The organism is Nocardiopsis sp. CC223A (assembly GCF_030766825.1).
GTDB lineage: Bacteria > Actinomycetota > Actinomycetes > Streptosporangiales > Streptosporangiaceae > Nocardiopsis.
This window is the reverse complement of sequence record NZ_JASFDV010000090.1, coordinates 1-14099: the sequence shown is the minus strand read 5'-3', so window position 1 is coordinate 14099 and position 14099 is coordinate 1. Positions and strand designations below refer to the sequence as shown.

Sequence of the window (14099 nt, the reverse complement as noted above, 5' to 3'; positions counted from 1 at the left end):
CACGGAGGCAGGGGCCGGGGGCGCCCCCGGCCCCTCGTCGGCCGTGCGGTCAGACGGTGCGTGCGAAGGCGCGGTCCTCGGCGGAGTCCACCATCAGGGCCTGGACGCGCCGGGCCTCGGCGCGTTCGGCCTCGGGCACATCGTGCAGCGCCCTGCGGCGGGCGCGGCGCCGGGCCAGGGCGACCGCCGCGGAGCGGCGCAGGCCCACCTCCTCGCCCTCCCTGGCCAGGGCTCTGCGGACCCGGCGCCGGTGGGCGTGGCGGGCGGCGAAGTACACCGCCATGGCGATTGTGAAGTCGATCAGCACCTTGACGACGATGCCGACGACGCCCGCCGGCAGTGGTGAGTCGAACAGCCAGTGCATCGCCATCGCCGTCAGGACCAGGGCCGCCGCCCCGAGCGCCCGGCGCCCGCTCGGCAGCCACCCCGCGGCCGCGAGCAGGCCGACAGCGGTTCCGGCCACCGCGGACATCGCCCAGTGCGAGCCCAGGCCGGTGAGGAACACCCGCACGACCATCGACTGCGCCACCGCCTCGCCGCCGTTCACCCCGCCCGCCTGGATCACCGTGTTGAGCCCGTAGATGAGGTTCTCGGTCACCTCGAAGCCGAGGCCCACCAGGGCGCCGACGATGAACCCGTCGATCGGCCCGCGCACGGAGCGGGGGAAGGCCACGGCCACCAGGACGATCCCGGCGAGCTTGAACAGCTCCTCGTTGAACGGCGCCGTCATCGCCGCACCCCAGACGGCGGAGAACTCCAGCCCCAGGGTCTTGGACCACACCCCGGTGAGCGCGCTGTTGGCCAGCAGGGCGCCGCCGGTCGCCGCGGTCAGCCCCCACAGCACCGCCACCAGCGAGGCGGCGAGGTCGGGGGCGCGCACCGGCCGGATGCGCCGGAACAGCCAGAACCCGAACAGCAGGGTCGCGGCGGCGAAGACCAGCCCCAGCGCCGCCTCGGCGAAGAACACCCGCACCGTCCCGCCGAGCTGGACAGCCAGGGTGCCCAGCCCGAGCAGGCTCAGCACGCCGATGACGACCATCGAGGTGAACGCGGGCAGGTGGTACCCCAGCACGGTCCGCTCGGGGGCGCGGGGCGCCGGGACCCGCTGCGGCCCGGGTGCGTCCTGCCGCGAGTGGCGCTGGGCGGGCACCGCCCCGGCCGCGGTGTCGGGCAGCCGGGACCCGTCGGGTGCCTGGCTCATCGTTCGCCCTCCTCGGTGAACGTGACGGCGCGGGCGACGTCGGCGACCGCCTCCAGGTCCGCGATGGTGGCGTCCGCACCGCCCAGGGTCATCTCCACGGCGAACTCCCCGTCGGGGGAGGGGTACAGCACGGCGGCGCCCTCCTCGGTGCGGCTGCGCATGACCCCGGTCAGCCCCTCGACGCCCTGCTCGGTGGTGATCACCTCGGGTTCGCCCAGTCTCGCGGTGGGGTCCCCGGCGCGGGCGATGTCGCCCATGCCCGCCCACAGCTGCTTCGCGTCGGGCAGCGGGTCGCCGACGGGTGTGACCGAGGTGACGGTCAGGTCCACGGTCCCCCGGTGGAACCGGTAGGTCTGTCCGGCCTGGCTGGATCCGACGTCGAGGAGCCACCCGTCCTGGGGCAGGGTCAGGGCGGCCCGGTACCCGCCGTCCCCGCCGAGCGTGATCTCGTCACCGGCGTGGATTCGCTGGGTCCCCGGCAACAGGGCGTCGACCAGCGACCAGACGACGACCAGGAGGACCGCCACCGCAGTCGCGATGCCCAGCGGGATCCAGTGGTCGCGGATCGTTCCCGGCGCCGTACCGCTCGGCTGTGCCATGGCGCCCCTTTCGTCACTCAAGGTGATGGTCTGTCCGAACAAGGGAAACACCGGCGGCCGAGTGTGCTGTCGGGAAAGTAGGGACTTGGCGCATTTTGACGGGGATTTCACCGTTCCCTGGGCCTCAGGGGTGCACGAGGATCTTCACGTGGTCGTCGCCGTGCGCGATCAGCTCCTCGTAGCCCTTCTCCCGCGCCTCCTCCAGCGAGAGCCGGTCGGTGATCAGCGCCTTGGGGTGCAGGGTGCCGCGGCCGATCGCCTCGATGACCTCGGGGAAGTCGACGGGTCCGTAGCCGAAGCTGCCCACCAGCCCGATCTCGGTGAAGGCCAGCACCGCGGGGTCCAGCATCACCGGCCGCCCCTCGGACACGGTGACGGCCCGGCCGCCCTTGCGCAGGGCACCGATCAGCGAGGTCACCGAGTCCGTTCCGGCGCCGGAGGTCTCGAAGGAGACGTCGGCCCCCAGGGGCGCGCGCTCGCGGACGGCGGCGACCACGTCCGTCGTCGCGGGGTCGAGCACCAGGTCGGCCCCCAGGTCCGTGGCGATCCGGCGGCGCAGCGCGGACACCTCGCTCACCGTCACGTGCGCGGCGCCGTGCGCCCGGGCGGCCATGAGCACCCCCAGCCCCACCGATCCGGCGCCGATGACGAGCACGTTGTCGCCCTCGCCCAGCCCGGCGCGGCCCACCGCGTGCCAGGCCACCGCGAGGGGCTCCACCAGGGCGGACACCGTGGGGGAGACGTCCTCGGGCATCACGTGCACCCGGTCGGCGGGCACGACCACGTACTCGGACATGCCGCCGCCCCCGCCCATCAGGCCGATGAAACCGAAGTTCTCGCACAGGTTGTACTCGCCCCGGCGGCAGGCGGCGCAGCTGCCGTCGAACACCAGGGGCTCCACCGCGACCACCGCGCCCTCAGTCGGTCCGCGCACGTCGGCGGCGGCCTCGACGACCCGCCCGGAGAACTCGTGCCCCTGCACGTGCGGGCCGTGCGTGCGCAGCACGGGGTGGAGGTACTCGTCGGGCAGCACGGGGTCGAGGTAGTTGCGCACGTCGAACTCGCAGATGCCGTTCCACCCGACCCGGATCTTCACCGCCCCGGGCACGAGCCGGGGCTCGGGCACCTCGTCCACCCGCAGGTCCCGGGGCCCGTGCAATCGCAGCGCCCGCATCTCGCCCCCTCCCGCCGCCCCTGCCCCTTATCTCCCCACCGGATTTCCCGCCTTCCTGCCTCCCCGCGTAAACACTTCCCCTGGCCGGGGGTCAGGAGTGGGGGTGGGGGGTGAGGTGGTCGGCGGGGGAGCCGCAGGCGGTGCAGGTGGGGGTGGTGTCCAGGGCGGCGACGTGGTCGCGGTGGTGGAACACCACCGGGGGCTCGTCGTAGAGCCAGGTGGAGCCCCAGTGGGCGAGGGCGGTGACGACCGGGGCGAGGTCGCGGCCGGCATCGGTCAGGTGGTACTCGTGGCGCGGCGGGCGCTCGCTGTAGGCACGGCGCTCGACGACGCCCGCCTCCTCCAGGGCGCGCAGACGGGCGGCGAGCCGGTCGCGCGGGGCGCCGGTGTTGCGGGCGATGGCGTCGAACCGGCGCACGCCCAGGAGGAGTTCGCGCACGATCAGCAGGGACCACTTCTCGCCGACGAGGCGCAGCGCGCCGGCCGCCGGGCAGGGGCGTCCCGGGACGGTGGGGTTGGGCTTCGTCGTCTCCGTCTGCGCCATGTCCCCAGAATGGCACACCCCGGCGAGTTGGAAAAACAAACCGACCTGTTAGGGTGCGTCCATGACCGACAGCACACCGGCCCCGGCCACCTGGGGAGAGCCGCGCGAGAAGACCGTGACCTGGTACGACCCCAAGGTCGTCGTCGCCGGACGCGAGGGCCTCACCGGCGCCGACCACCTGCGCGCCATGGCCGACGGCGAGCTTCCCCCACCGCCCATCGCCGTCCTGATGGGCTTCGGCCTCGTGTCGGTCGGCGAGGGCGAGATCGTCTTCACCGGCACCCCCGACGACTCCGTCTACAACCCGCTGGGCATCGTCCACGGCGGCTACGTCTGCACCCTGCTCGACACGGTGGCGGGCTGCGCCGTCCAGACCACCCTGCCCGCCGGGTCCGGGTACACCTCCATCGAGATCAAGGTCAACTACCTGCGCCCGGTCACGGCCGGGACGACCCTGACCGCCCGCGGGTGGGTGCCCAAACCGGGGCGCCGCGTCGCCTTCGCCGAGGGCGACATCCGCGACGAGTCCGGCAAGGTCGTGGCCACCGCCTCCTCCACCTGCCTGGTCTTCGACCTCTAGCCTCCAGGGTGTTCTCCGCGGATGCCGCTCGTCGCGAGCGGGGTCCTGGTGCCTGCACCGCAAGGCCGGGGAAGGAGCCGGGGCGGTTCTCCCGCCGGTTGACGGGAACGCGGTGAGGGATGTGCCGGGACACCGCGAGGCAGGGTGGGCATCCGCGGAACACCCTAGTCCAGGGCCGCCAGCGCCGACCGCCACACCGGCGGCACCGGGCCGGTGCGGGCCACCGACCCCACCCCGGCCGGCCCGGCCAGGTCCGCGACCGCCTCCGCCAGCCCCGGTGCCGCCCCCTCGTCCGCCACCCACTCCTCGGCGTACACGCCCTCCAGCTCCAGCACCCCGCGCCGCCGGTCCGCGCGGGCCGCCACCCGCCCCACCAGCCGGTCCCCGTGCAGCACCGGCAGCACGTAGTACCCGAACCGCCGCCTCGCCCGGGGCGTGTACATCTCGTTGACGTAGTCGAACCCCCACAGCAGGGAGGTCCGCTCCCGGTCGCACAGCAGGTTGTCGAACGGCGACAGCAGCGTCGTCCGCCCCTCCCAGCCGGCGCCCGCGGCCGTCTCCACCAGCGGCAGCACGTCGGCGTGCACGAACCACGGCTCGTCGCTCCCCTCCACCCGGGCCCGCACCGCCCGCCCCCGGGCCACCAGCCGCTCCAGGGTCGCCGCCGCGTCGCCGTACCGCTCGCGCACGAAGTGCCGGCGCACGTCCCGGGCCCGCCCGGCGCCCAGTGCCCGCAGCGCGTGCTCGGCCGACCGCTCCTCGATCTCGGCGTCGGGCAGCTCCGACCGGTCGGCCCACGCGGGCAGCCGCCGCTCCGCCAGGTCCCACAGCCGGGTGCGGCCGCGCCGCCCGGCCACCATGATCCGCCCCTGGAACCACAGCAGTTCCAGCATCCGCTCCACGTTGCGACCGGCCGTCCACCCGGTGGACTCCCAGGGCACCGCCGCCCGGTCCTCGAACCCGTCGGTGGGCAGCGGGCCGGCCTCGCGCAGCCGGCACAGGACGTGCTCGCGCAGCTCCCCGTTGGCCTGGGCCCACACCGCCGGGCGGGAGCCCTCGCCCGGGTGGCGGCGCATCAGCCGCCGGTGCAGCGGCAGGTCCTCGGTGAGCACCATCGACGCCGCGTGCGCCCAGTACTCGAAGAGCCAGCGCTCCTCCCACAGCAGCGCGTCCAGGTCGGCGTGCCGGAACCCGCCCAGCCTGCTCCACAGCACCAGCCGGTGGCTGCGGGCGACCACGCCGACCGGGTCGATCTGTAGGCAGCGCAGGTCGCGCAGCACCTCGCGCAGGCCGTCGGGGCCGGGGGCGGGCCGGGGCCCGGACAGGCGCTGGCGGCGCACGGCCAGGCGGCGCACCGCCCGGGTGTCGAGTTCGAGGGTGTCCACGCAGGGCTCCGGGGGTGGGGGGGCGGGGTGTGCGGCCCAGTGAACCGCACGCCCCCGACATTCCCCCGGTCCCGCGGGCTACAGGGTGGTGGCCAGGGGTCCGCCGTTCCAGGCGACGGCGTCGTCCAGGGCGGCGCGCGGGTCCACCGGCTCCCCGGCCAGGTCCGCCCGGACGCGGTGCAGGTTGAGCACGATGCGTTCGGCGTCGTCCCAGTCGGCGAACTCGCCCAGGTCCAGGGCGCGCGCGTTCTCCAGCGGACTCAGCCCGGCGGCGGCCCCGTCCCGGGCCGCGGCCAGCACGAACCGGTAGTACCGCTCGTGGGCGGCCAGCACCGCGTCCAGGTCGGCGGCGCCGAACACCGGCCCGTGGCCGGGCACCACGTGCCCGGGTCCGAAGGAGCGCAGCCACGCCAGCGACCGCAGCGCCCCCTGCACCGAGCCCGTGAACACCAGCGGCGTCGACCCGTGGAAGATCAGGTCGCCGGTGAACAGCACCCCCTCCTCGGGCAGCCAGGCCACCACGTCGCCGGGGGTGTGCGCGGTGTACCCGGGGTGGCGCAGCTCCACCCGGCGCCCGCCCACGTGCACGGTCAGCTCCCGGTCCAGGGTGATGGAGGGGACCCGGCGGGTGACCGCGCCCCAGTCGGGGTGCGGCTCCCAGGCGGGCGGGCAGTCCTCGAAGACCGGGTCGTGCAGCAGCGCCTCGCGCATGGCGGCCTGGCCGATGAGCGCGGTGGTGTCGGGCAGCAGCGAGTTGCCGTAGGCGTGGTCGCCGTGCTGGTGCGTGTTGACCGCCCAACGCACGGGTGCGCCCCCGGTGGCCGAGGCCAGGGCGGCGAGGAACCGGCGGGTGCGCTCCCGTGTGGCGCAGGTGTCCACGACCAGTACCCCGTCCCGGCCGACGACGGCCCCGGCATTGTTGACCCACCAGGTGCCGTCGGGCTGGACCCAGGCGTGCACCCCCTCGACGACCTCCGTGAGCGCGGCCGCCGCTGGCCCGGTGGCGGTGCCCTCTCCCATGCCGATCCTCCTCGTGGCCGGTGCGCGGTCCGCCAGGTTACCGACGCCGGGGGTCACGGTGCGGTGGTCACGGGAATACCGTCCGGAATCAGGGGGATCATCCGTTCCGGGCGGCGGCCGCGGCGCACGCCGGAAAACCGAACACACCACCCGCGCGTCGTATGGTCGGCGCGTGTGCGCCGGTGCGAGGGGAGGCGTGCGTGGTCGAGGACCCGACGGTCGGCCGGGACACCGGGGACACCTCCCTGCGCGGCCCGCTGGGCTGGTGCGGCACCGGGCTGTGCCTGGGCGGGGCGGCGCTGGCGCTCGCCCCCGAGGTCCCCTGGTGGGCGGCGCTCTCCGCGGCGGGGACCGGTCTGCTGCTGATCGCGGCCGGGCGGCGCCGGATGCGGGCGCGCCCGCGGCGGCGCTCTCTGCCCCCGGCCGCGGCCGGTCTGGCACTGGCCCTGGTCGCCGGGTTCGGGGTGCGCGCCCTGACCCTGTCCCTGATGGTCGACCACACCGTCGCCGCCTCCGTCCCGGGGACCGCCCCGCCGGTCCCCGCACAGGTCTCCGGGGTCGCCTGGTCCTGGACACCGCCCGCGGACGGCGCCGTGGTGGACGTGCTGCCCGGCACCTTCGGCCCGGTGGTCGTCCTGGACGACGGGGTGGTGGCCCTGGACGGGGCCACCGGCGGGGAGCTGTGGCGTTACCGGCTGCGCGGCGCCGACGCCCGCGCCGCCGTCCACGGCGGCGGCACCCGCGTGCACGTCGCCCACGGCGATCCCGACGACCCCGAGCGCACCGGCACCCTGGCCTGGGTGGAGCTGGACACCGCCCGCGGCGCCACGGTGGCGGCGTTCACGACCCCGCCCCCGCCGGATGATGCGAGCGCGCAAGTCCTGGCCGCCGGATCCGGCACCCTGTTGTACTCCTGGCGGGAGGGGACCGGGGCACCCCGGATCAGCGCCCGGGACACCGCCGACTTCCGGGAGACGTGGTCGTTCACCGTCCCGGAGGAGCCCGGCCGGGTCTGCGAACCCTGGCAGGGGTGGAACGCCGACAACACCCTGCGCACCCCCGGCCTGTTCCTGGTCGCCTACGCCTGTGCCCCCGAGGAACGGCTGCGCGACACCTCCCTGGCGGAGATCGCCGACACCCCCGGCGCCCGCCTGACCGGGGTGGTCACCGCCCTGGACCCGCGGGACGGGCGGGAGCGCTGGACCCGTGAGCTGCCGGGGCTGGAGGAGTTCCCCGCGCTGCGCACCGGCGGCGCGGCCACGGACCCCGAGGCCCGCCCCGTGGTGGTGGCCGGCCCCCTCACGGGCGGGACCGCCCCGGCGGTCCTGGACCCGCGGGACGGGTCGCACGCGGTGCGGATCACCGCCGAACCCTGGACCGACGGCGGGTCCGTGCTGGTGCACGCCGACACCGCCGGCGCGGTCGTCGCCGAGACCGCCGCCGACCGGGTGCTGTTCCACCGGGTGGACCCGGCCGGGGAGATCGCCGACACCGCCGCACTGGCCGGTGACGAGGTGCCCGAGTACGGTCCGGGGCTGGCCGTGGCGCTGCCCGCCGCGGTCGCGGTGCCCTTCGGTGCGGTCCGGGCCGACACGGGGGAGGAGGCCGACGTCCCGGTGCTGTGGTCGGTGCCCTTCGACGCCGAACCCCGGCTCCTGGTCCTGGACCCGCCGGGCGGGGCCCGGCCGCTGCCGCTGGGCCCGCGAGCCGACGACCACCGGGCGGTGGCCGTCCCCGGCGCGCTGGTCACCCTCGCCCGGGGCGTCGGCGCGGTCCGGCTGCACGGCCTGGCGGCCTGAGCCCGCGGACCCTTCGCCGTTGCGCCGACCCGGCCCCCGGCCGCCCGCCCCGGGAGCCGTTCAACGGTTCCGCCGGGCCCGGTCGAGGAGGACCGGGGGCACGGCGGCCGCGGCGAGGGCGGCGCCCTGCGCGAGCGACACCGCCGCCGGCACCGGGGTGATGCCGATCCCCGGCCGGAACGCCGACACGGTGTTCGCCCCCGCAAGGGCCGGGGCGTCGGCCGCGATCGCGAGGAGCCGTCCGCAGAGGGCGGGGTTCAGCATGAACGCGGCCGTACCGATCAGGAACACCGTGGGCACCGCCACCCGTTCATGGTGGATCGCGGCGACCGACGGACCGCGATCCCCAGGGAGCCCGTGAGCAGGGCGGGGTGGGGGCGCCGGTCGGAGGATCCGGCCGCCGACGGACAGGCCGGCGAACCGCCCGGCGTCCACGGCCGTACGCCCGCCGGGGCGGACGGGGACGGGCAACCCCGGGAAAACCCCTGCACCGCCGGGGGCGCACTGGTAGCTTCGCGGCATGCGGGAGTTGCCAGACCTCCACGAGGACCGGATCGGACAAGCCCTGGGCGCGTGGGGCATCCGCCCGGTCGCGCTCACCCACGTGCCCCTCGGCTTCGCCGACCACCACTGGCGGGTCACCGACACCTCGGGGCGGCGCTGGTTCGCGACCGTCGCCGACCTGTCCCGCAAGGCCTACCTCGGGCCGACCCCGGTGCAGGCCCGGGAACGGCTGGCCGCGGCCATGGACACCGTGGCCCGGCTGCACGACGACTCCGGGCTGGGGTTCGTCGTGGCACCGCTGCGCACCCCCGAGGGGCGGACCGTCCGGGCGGTGGGCCGCGACCGGGTGCTCAGCCTCTTCCCGTACGTGGAGGGCGCCTCCGGCGAGTTCGGCCGCCCGCTGACCCCGTACCTGCGCGGACTGCTGCTGGACGCCCTGGCCCGGCTGCACCGCGTCGCCCCGGTGCGCGGGGTGCCCCCGGCGCCCGTGGAACTCGGGCACCGCGCCCACCTGGACGCCGCGCTGGAGGACCCGTCCCTGCTCGGGGCGCACGGCCCCTACTCCGGACCCGCCGCCCGGTTGCTGGCCGAGCACACCAAGCTGGTGCGCACCCGCCTGGAGGAGTACGACCGCCGGGCCGCCCGGCTCACCGGCGCCCCGCAGGTCGTCACCCACGGTGAGCCCCACCCCGGCAACGTCATCTGGCGCGGCCCCCGGCCGCTGCTGGTGGACTGGGACACCGTGGGGACCGCCGCCCCCGAACGCGACCTGTGGCTGGTCGCCCAGGACACCGCCGACCTGGAGCGCTACAGCGAGGCCTCCGGGCACCCCGTGGACCCCGACCGGCTGGACCTGTACCGGCTGCGCTGGGCGTTGCAGGACGTCGCCGAGTTCGTCGACGCCTTCTCCCGTCCGCACGTGCGCGACCGCGACACCGAACAGGCGTGGCAGGCCCTGGAGGAGATCGTCGCCGGGCTCTGAACCCGGTGCGGCGGGCCGACGGCGGGCCTCCCCGCCCCCGATCGTCGCTTTGGGTAGCATTCAGATCGCCCTGAGTCATCCACGTCCGTCCCACGGAGACGACATGCGACTTCCGATGAGAATCAGCGACATCCCCCTGCGCCTGGCCACCGGCGCGTTCATCCTCAACTCCGGACTGTCCAAGCGCGACGCGGACGAGGAGACCGCACAGGGACTGCACGGCATGGCCGCCGGCACCTACCCCTTCTTCAAGGACATCGACCCCGCCACCTTCGTCAAGCTCCTGTCCGCCGGGGAGATCGCCCTGGGCACCGCCCTGCTGGTGCCGCTGGTGCCCAGCCGGATCGCGGGCGCCGGGCTCGCCGCGTTCGGCGCCGGGCTGGTCGGCCTGTACCTGCGCACCCCCGGTATGCGCCGTCCGGGCACTCTGGTGCCCACCCAGGACGGCACGCCCATCGCCAAGGACTCCTGGCTGGTCGGCGCCGGGCTGGCGCTGGTCATCGGCGACTGCTGCGACCGCGACCGCTGCTGACGGCCCTCACGCCCCGGACGCCGGGACGAACACCCGCAGCGCCGCCGGTCGCTTGGTGAACCGCACGGTCCGGGAGCCCTCGACGACCTCCCCGTCCACGGCCAGCAGCCGCGGCCGACCGGGCAGGGTCAGCTCCAGCTCCCGGGCGGTCCGCTCCCGGTAGCCCTCGCCCTGCCAGTACCGGCCCAGCAGCACGTCCAGGGCCGCCCGCAGCCGGGGGAACGGGGAGCGGGCGCCCAGGACCCGCACGTCCAGGCGCCCGTCCACCAGGCTCTCGCGCAGCGCCGGGACCCGGGCGTGCGTGCGGTAGCGGCCGTTGCCCACGAACGCCCACCACACCCTGGTCTCGTGCCCGTCCACGACGGCCGCGACGGGGTCGACCTCGCGCAGGTCGTGCCACAGGGCCAGGGCGAACGCGGGCCACTTGCCGATCCGCGGCGCCCACCGGTCGCGCCGCTCCACCATGCGCGGGTAGGAGCCGAACGACGCGGTGTTGAGGAAGACGCGCCCGTCGACCTCGCCCACGTCCACCCGGGCGAGGCGGCCGTCGGAGTAGGCGCGCAGCGCGGCCTCCACCGAGGTCAGACCCAGCGTCCGGGCGAAGTTGTCGAGTGTGCCGTCGGGGATCACCAGCAGCGGCCGGTCGTGGTCCAGGGCGGCGCGCGCCCCCGCGTTGACGGTTCCGTCGCCGCCCGCCACCGCCAGCACCGCGCTCGCCGCGGCGGCCCCGTCCATCACCTCGGCGATGTCGTCCTCCTCGGACAGGGCGACGATCGTGGCGCCCGGCAGCGCCCGCGCGATCCGCGACGGCGTGCCGTCCAGGGCCGGTCCGGGCAGCCCCTCGGCGACCACGGCCGGGAGCACGTCGGCCGAGCGGGGGTTGACCACCACCGTCACCCCGGTCCCGGGCAGCGCCCCGGTGGACAGCGCGTCCTCGTCCGGGGCCGGTTCGCGGTGCACACCCCCGGGCAGTGTCTCGGCCCCGTGGGCCAGCTCCGGCCGGGGCGGCACCGCCGCCCGCGCCGCCAGCCCCGCGGCCAGCCCGATGGCCGCCCCGCCCAGCACGTCCCCGGGGTAGTGGACGCCGCTGTGCACCCGGGACACCGCCACCGCCCCGGCCAGCACCGCCACCAGCGCCGCCAGCGGGCGCGGGGCGTCGGCGGCGATCCCCGCGGCATAGCCGACGGCCGCCGCCGTGTGCCCGGACGGGAAGGAGGAGCTGCGGTAGTCGCGGTAGGGGATCCGGGTCCGCGGCACCCGGGACAGGTCCGGACGGGTGCGGTCGTTCAGGTGCTTGACCCCGGCGGAGACCGCGTTGGCCGCCGCCGCGGCGGCCATGGCGCGCAGGGCGGTGCGCCGCATCCGGGGGCCGCCGGTCGCGGCCAGTGTCGCCGACACCAGGAACCGTCTACGGTGCCAGGCCCCGGTCGATTGGAATTTCTCAGGACGGGGCCGGGGCCGGTGTCCGTGGCCTGCACGAACCTCGGAGTGCAGGGGTCCAGGGCGGGCGCCCCCAGGCCGGTCACGAAGCGGTGGATCCTGCGGTCCAGGCGGTCGATGGCTCGTAGTGCACGCATCCGTCCACGGTGCCGCCGTGCCGCTCCGATGTCCAGGACCCCCGGTGGGTCCGGCCCCGCGGACACTTCTGTGTCCCGCCTCACATGTTTTCCCGCGCGGGTGACCCATCCGCGGCCCGACCGGCCCCGAATACCGGGTACCAGCCCCCACTGAAGGGACACGTGTGGCCCAGGACAGGCACACCCATCGCCGCCGTATCGCCGTTGTCGGCTCCGGGGTCTCCGGGCTGACCGCCGCGCACATCCTGCGCGGCCGTGCCGAGGTCACCCTGTTGGAGGCCGACGACCGCCTGGGCGGCCACGCCCACACCCACCGGGTCACCGGCGAGGACGGCGGCGAACTCCTCGTGGACAGCGGCTTCATCGTCCACAACCGCCGCACCTACCCTCACCTGACCCGCATCTTCGATGAGCTGGGCGTGGAGACCCGGCCCGCCGAGATGAGCCTCTCGGTGTCCTGCGACGGCTGCGGACTGGAGTACGCGGGCGCCCGCGGCGCCCGCGCCCTGCTGCCCACCGGCTCCCGCGCCGGTGCCGCGCACCTGCGGATGCTCGTCGAGATCCCCCGCTTCCACCGGGCCGCCCGTGCGCTCCTGGCCGCCCCCGACGACGGACCCGGGCCCACCCTGGGGGAGTTCGCCGCCGACCGCGGGCTGAGCCGCCACACCATCGCGCACTTCCTGGTTCCCCTGGTGTCGGCGGTGTGGTCGTGCCCGCCCGGGACCGCACTGGACTACCCCGCCCGATACCTGTTCACGTTCCTCGACCACCACGGCATGCTCGGCGTCTGGGGATCGCCCCGGTGGCGGACGGTCGCGGGCGGCTCGCGCTCCTACGTCGAGCGGATCGCGAAGAACCTCGACGCGGTCCGCACCGGGGCGCCCGTCCGGTCGCTGGAGCGTCGTCCGGGCGGGGTCCGGCTGCGGGCGGGCGGCGACGTGCTGGAGTTCGACGCCGCCGTCGTCGCGGTCCACGCCGACCGGGCGCTGGCCCTGCTGGAGCGGCCCACCCCCGACGAGCGGGCGGTGCTGGGCTCGTTCCGCTACTCCCGCAACCGGACCCTGCTGCACACCGACGCCTCCGTGCTGCCCCGCGACCCGGCGGTCCGGGCGAGCTGGAACCACCGGCTGCCCTCCTGCGACCCGCGCGAGGGGGCCGTGCGGGTCACCTACGACATGACCCGGTTGCAGCGCCTGCCCGGCCGACGCCGCCACCTGGTCACCCTCAACGACGACGGACGGATCCGTCCCGACCTGGTGCTGGCCGAGATGGACTACGAACACCCCGTGTACACCCCCGAGGTGCTGGCCGCGCAGCGCCGTCTGCCCGACCTGGACGACGGCGTCGTCGCGTTCGCCGGGGCCCACCACGGCTGGGGCTTCCACGAGGACGGCTGCGCCTCCGGGGTCCGAGCCGCCGAGAGCCTGGGGGCGGCGTGGTGAGCACCCCCGCGGTGCCCGCACTTTACGAGGCCGTCGTCCGGCACGTCCGGGCCGCCCCGGTGCGCTCCGCCTTCGCACACCGGACCTACTACTGGCTGACCGATCTCGACCACCCGCCCCGGCTCCCGTGGCCGTTGCGCGTCCTGGCGGGGTTCGGGCACCGGGCCGACCGCGCCGACCTGGAGGGGTACCTGGCCGGGCGGGGCGTACGGCCGGACGGCGGGCCGGTCCTCGTGCTCGGCCACGCCCGGGTCCTGGGGTACGCCTTCGATCCGCTGACCGTCTACTGGTGCCACCGCCGGGACGGGACCCTCGCCCACGTCGTCGCCGAGGTGCACAACACCTACGGCGACCGCCACCGCTACCTCCTCGACGTGGACGCGCGCGGGCGCGCGGAGACCGCCAAGGCCATGTACGTCTCCCCGTTCCACGGGACCGACGGGACCTACCGCCTGGCCCTGCCCGAACCGGGGGAGCGGCTCTCCCTCACCGTCACCCTGCACACCGGCGGGTCACCGCCCTTCGCCGCCTCGGTCCGGGGGCGCCGCGTCCCGGCCACCGCCGCCTCCCTGCTCCGCCTGGCCCTGCGCCGCCCGCTCGCCCCGCTCGTCGGCGCGGCCCGCATCCGCACCCGGGGGATCGGCCTCTACCTGCGCGGCGTTCCGGTCCACCCGCGGCCGGGCCACCGCGACACCACCGCACACGAGAGGACAGGTACACGACCATGACCACCACGACCCCGCCCCCGGCGACGCCGGCC

Annotated in this window: 13 protein-coding genes and 1 pseudogene; 6 read left to right on the top strand and 8 right to left on the bottom strand. The window is 75.8% G+C overall.

The features are described 5' to 3' along the window. Positions 1–49 precede the first annotated feature (49 nt). The 4 genes from QJS33_RS26435 to QJS33_RS26420 all read right to left on the bottom strand — a co-directional run bounded on the left by QJS33_RS26435 (position 50) and on the right by QJS33_RS26420 (position 3518). Positions 50–1201 carry a PrsW family intramembrane metalloprotease gene (locus tag QJS33_RS26435; RefSeq protein WP_306370791.1) on the bottom strand — a complete coding sequence of 384 codons (1152 nt, stop codon included), beginning with the start codon at positions 1199–1201 and terminating at the stop codon, positions 50–52. Continuing rightward, positions 1198–1800 carry a hypothetical protein gene (locus QJS33_RS26430; RefSeq protein ID WP_306370790.1) on the bottom strand — a complete coding sequence of 201 codons (603 nt, stop codon included), beginning with the start codon at positions 1798–1800 and terminating at the stop codon, positions 1198–1200. The genes QJS33_RS26435 and QJS33_RS26430 overlap by 4 nt, the downstream gene beginning before the upstream one ends. Before the next feature lie 124 nt (positions 1801–1924). After that, complete coding sequence (locus tag QJS33_RS26425) at positions 1925–2974, bottom strand: zinc-binding dehydrogenase (protein ID WP_306370789.1); 1050 nt, start codon at positions 2972–2974, stop codon at positions 1925–1927. A 91-nt stretch (positions 2975–3065) separates the two neighbouring features. Next, the gene (locus tag QJS33_RS26420) at positions 3066–3518 is read right to left on the bottom strand and encodes a helix-turn-helix domain-containing protein (RefSeq protein WP_306370788.1); all 453 of its coding nucleotides are present in this window, start codon (positions 3516–3518) and stop codon (positions 3066–3068) included. A 61-nt stretch (positions 3519–3579) separates the two neighbouring features. Here QJS33_RS26420 and QJS33_RS26415 point away from each other — a divergent pair, with 61 nt between their 5' ends. Then, positions 3580–4098: a PaaI family thioesterase gene (locus QJS33_RS26415; RefSeq protein ID WP_306370787.1), complete on the top strand. Its 519-nt coding sequence runs from the start codon at positions 3580–3582 to the stop codon at positions 4096–4098. Positions 4099–4262: 164 nt separating this feature from the next. Here QJS33_RS26415 and QJS33_RS26410 read toward each other — a convergent pair whose 3' ends face one another. Both QJS33_RS26410 and QJS33_RS26405 read right to left on the bottom strand, forming a co-directional pair. After that, positions 4263–5483 carry a winged helix-turn-helix domain-containing protein gene (locus QJS33_RS26410; protein ID WP_306370786.1) on the bottom strand — a complete coding sequence of 407 codons (1221 nt, stop codon included), beginning with the start codon at positions 5481–5483 and terminating at the stop codon, positions 4263–4265. A 78-nt stretch (positions 5484–5561) separates the two neighbouring features. Beyond that, on the bottom strand, positions 5562–6503 hold the full coding sequence (locus QJS33_RS26405) for an MBL fold metallo-hydrolase (protein WP_306370785.1): 942 nt from the start codon (positions 6501–6503) through the stop codon (positions 5562–5564). A 200-nt stretch (positions 6504–6703) separates the two neighbouring features. On the opposite strand from QJS33_RS26405, the gene QJS33_RS26400 reads away from it, so the two are divergent. Then, positions 6704–8302 (top strand): hypothetical protein, encoded by a 1599-nt coding sequence (locus QJS33_RS26400; RefSeq protein ID WP_306370784.1) that lies wholly within the window; start codon positions 6704–6706, stop codon positions 8300–8302. Between the two features lie 60 nt (positions 8303–8362). Here QJS33_RS26400 and QJS33_RS26395 read toward each other — a convergent pair whose 3' ends face one another. Then, positions 8363–8608 carry a hypothetical protein gene (locus QJS33_RS26395; protein WP_306370783.1) on the bottom strand — a complete coding sequence of 82 codons (246 nt, stop codon included), beginning with the start codon at positions 8606–8608 and terminating at the stop codon, positions 8363–8365. A gap of 214 nt (positions 8609–8822) precedes the next feature. On the opposite strand from QJS33_RS26395, the gene QJS33_RS26390 reads away from it, so the two are divergent. Next, a complete protein-coding gene (locus tag QJS33_RS26390) occupies positions 8823–9788 on the top strand; it encodes a phosphotransferase enzyme family protein (RefSeq protein WP_306370782.1) in 966 nt (321 codons plus the stop codon). 103 nt (positions 9789–9891) lie between these two features. Continuing rightward, entirely contained in the window at positions 9892–10320 is a 429-nt protein-coding gene (locus tag QJS33_RS26385; protein WP_306370781.1) for a hypothetical protein, read from the top strand. Between the two features lie 6 nt (positions 10321–10326). Here the strand turns inward: QJS33_RS26385 and QJS33_RS26380 are convergent. After that, positions 10327–11897 (bottom strand): annotated as a pseudogene (locus tag QJS33_RS26380) (bifunctional phosphatase PAP2/diacylglycerol kinase family protein). A gap of 164 nt (positions 11898–12061) precedes the next feature. Here QJS33_RS26380 and QJS33_RS26375 point away from each other — a divergent pair. Both QJS33_RS26375 and QJS33_RS26370 read left to right on the top strand, forming a co-directional pair. Further along, complete coding sequence (locus QJS33_RS26375) at positions 12062–13339, top strand: NAD(P)/FAD-dependent oxidoreductase (protein WP_306370780.1); 1278 nt, start codon at positions 12062–12064, stop codon at positions 13337–13339. An 11-nt stretch (positions 13340–13350) separates the two neighbouring features. After that, positions 13351–14067 carry a DUF1365 domain-containing protein gene (locus tag QJS33_RS26370; protein WP_306370779.1) on the top strand — a complete coding sequence of 239 codons (717 nt, stop codon included), beginning with the start codon at positions 13351–13353 and terminating at the stop codon, positions 14065–14067. The last annotated feature ends 32 nt before the right edge of the window (positions 14068–14099 follow it).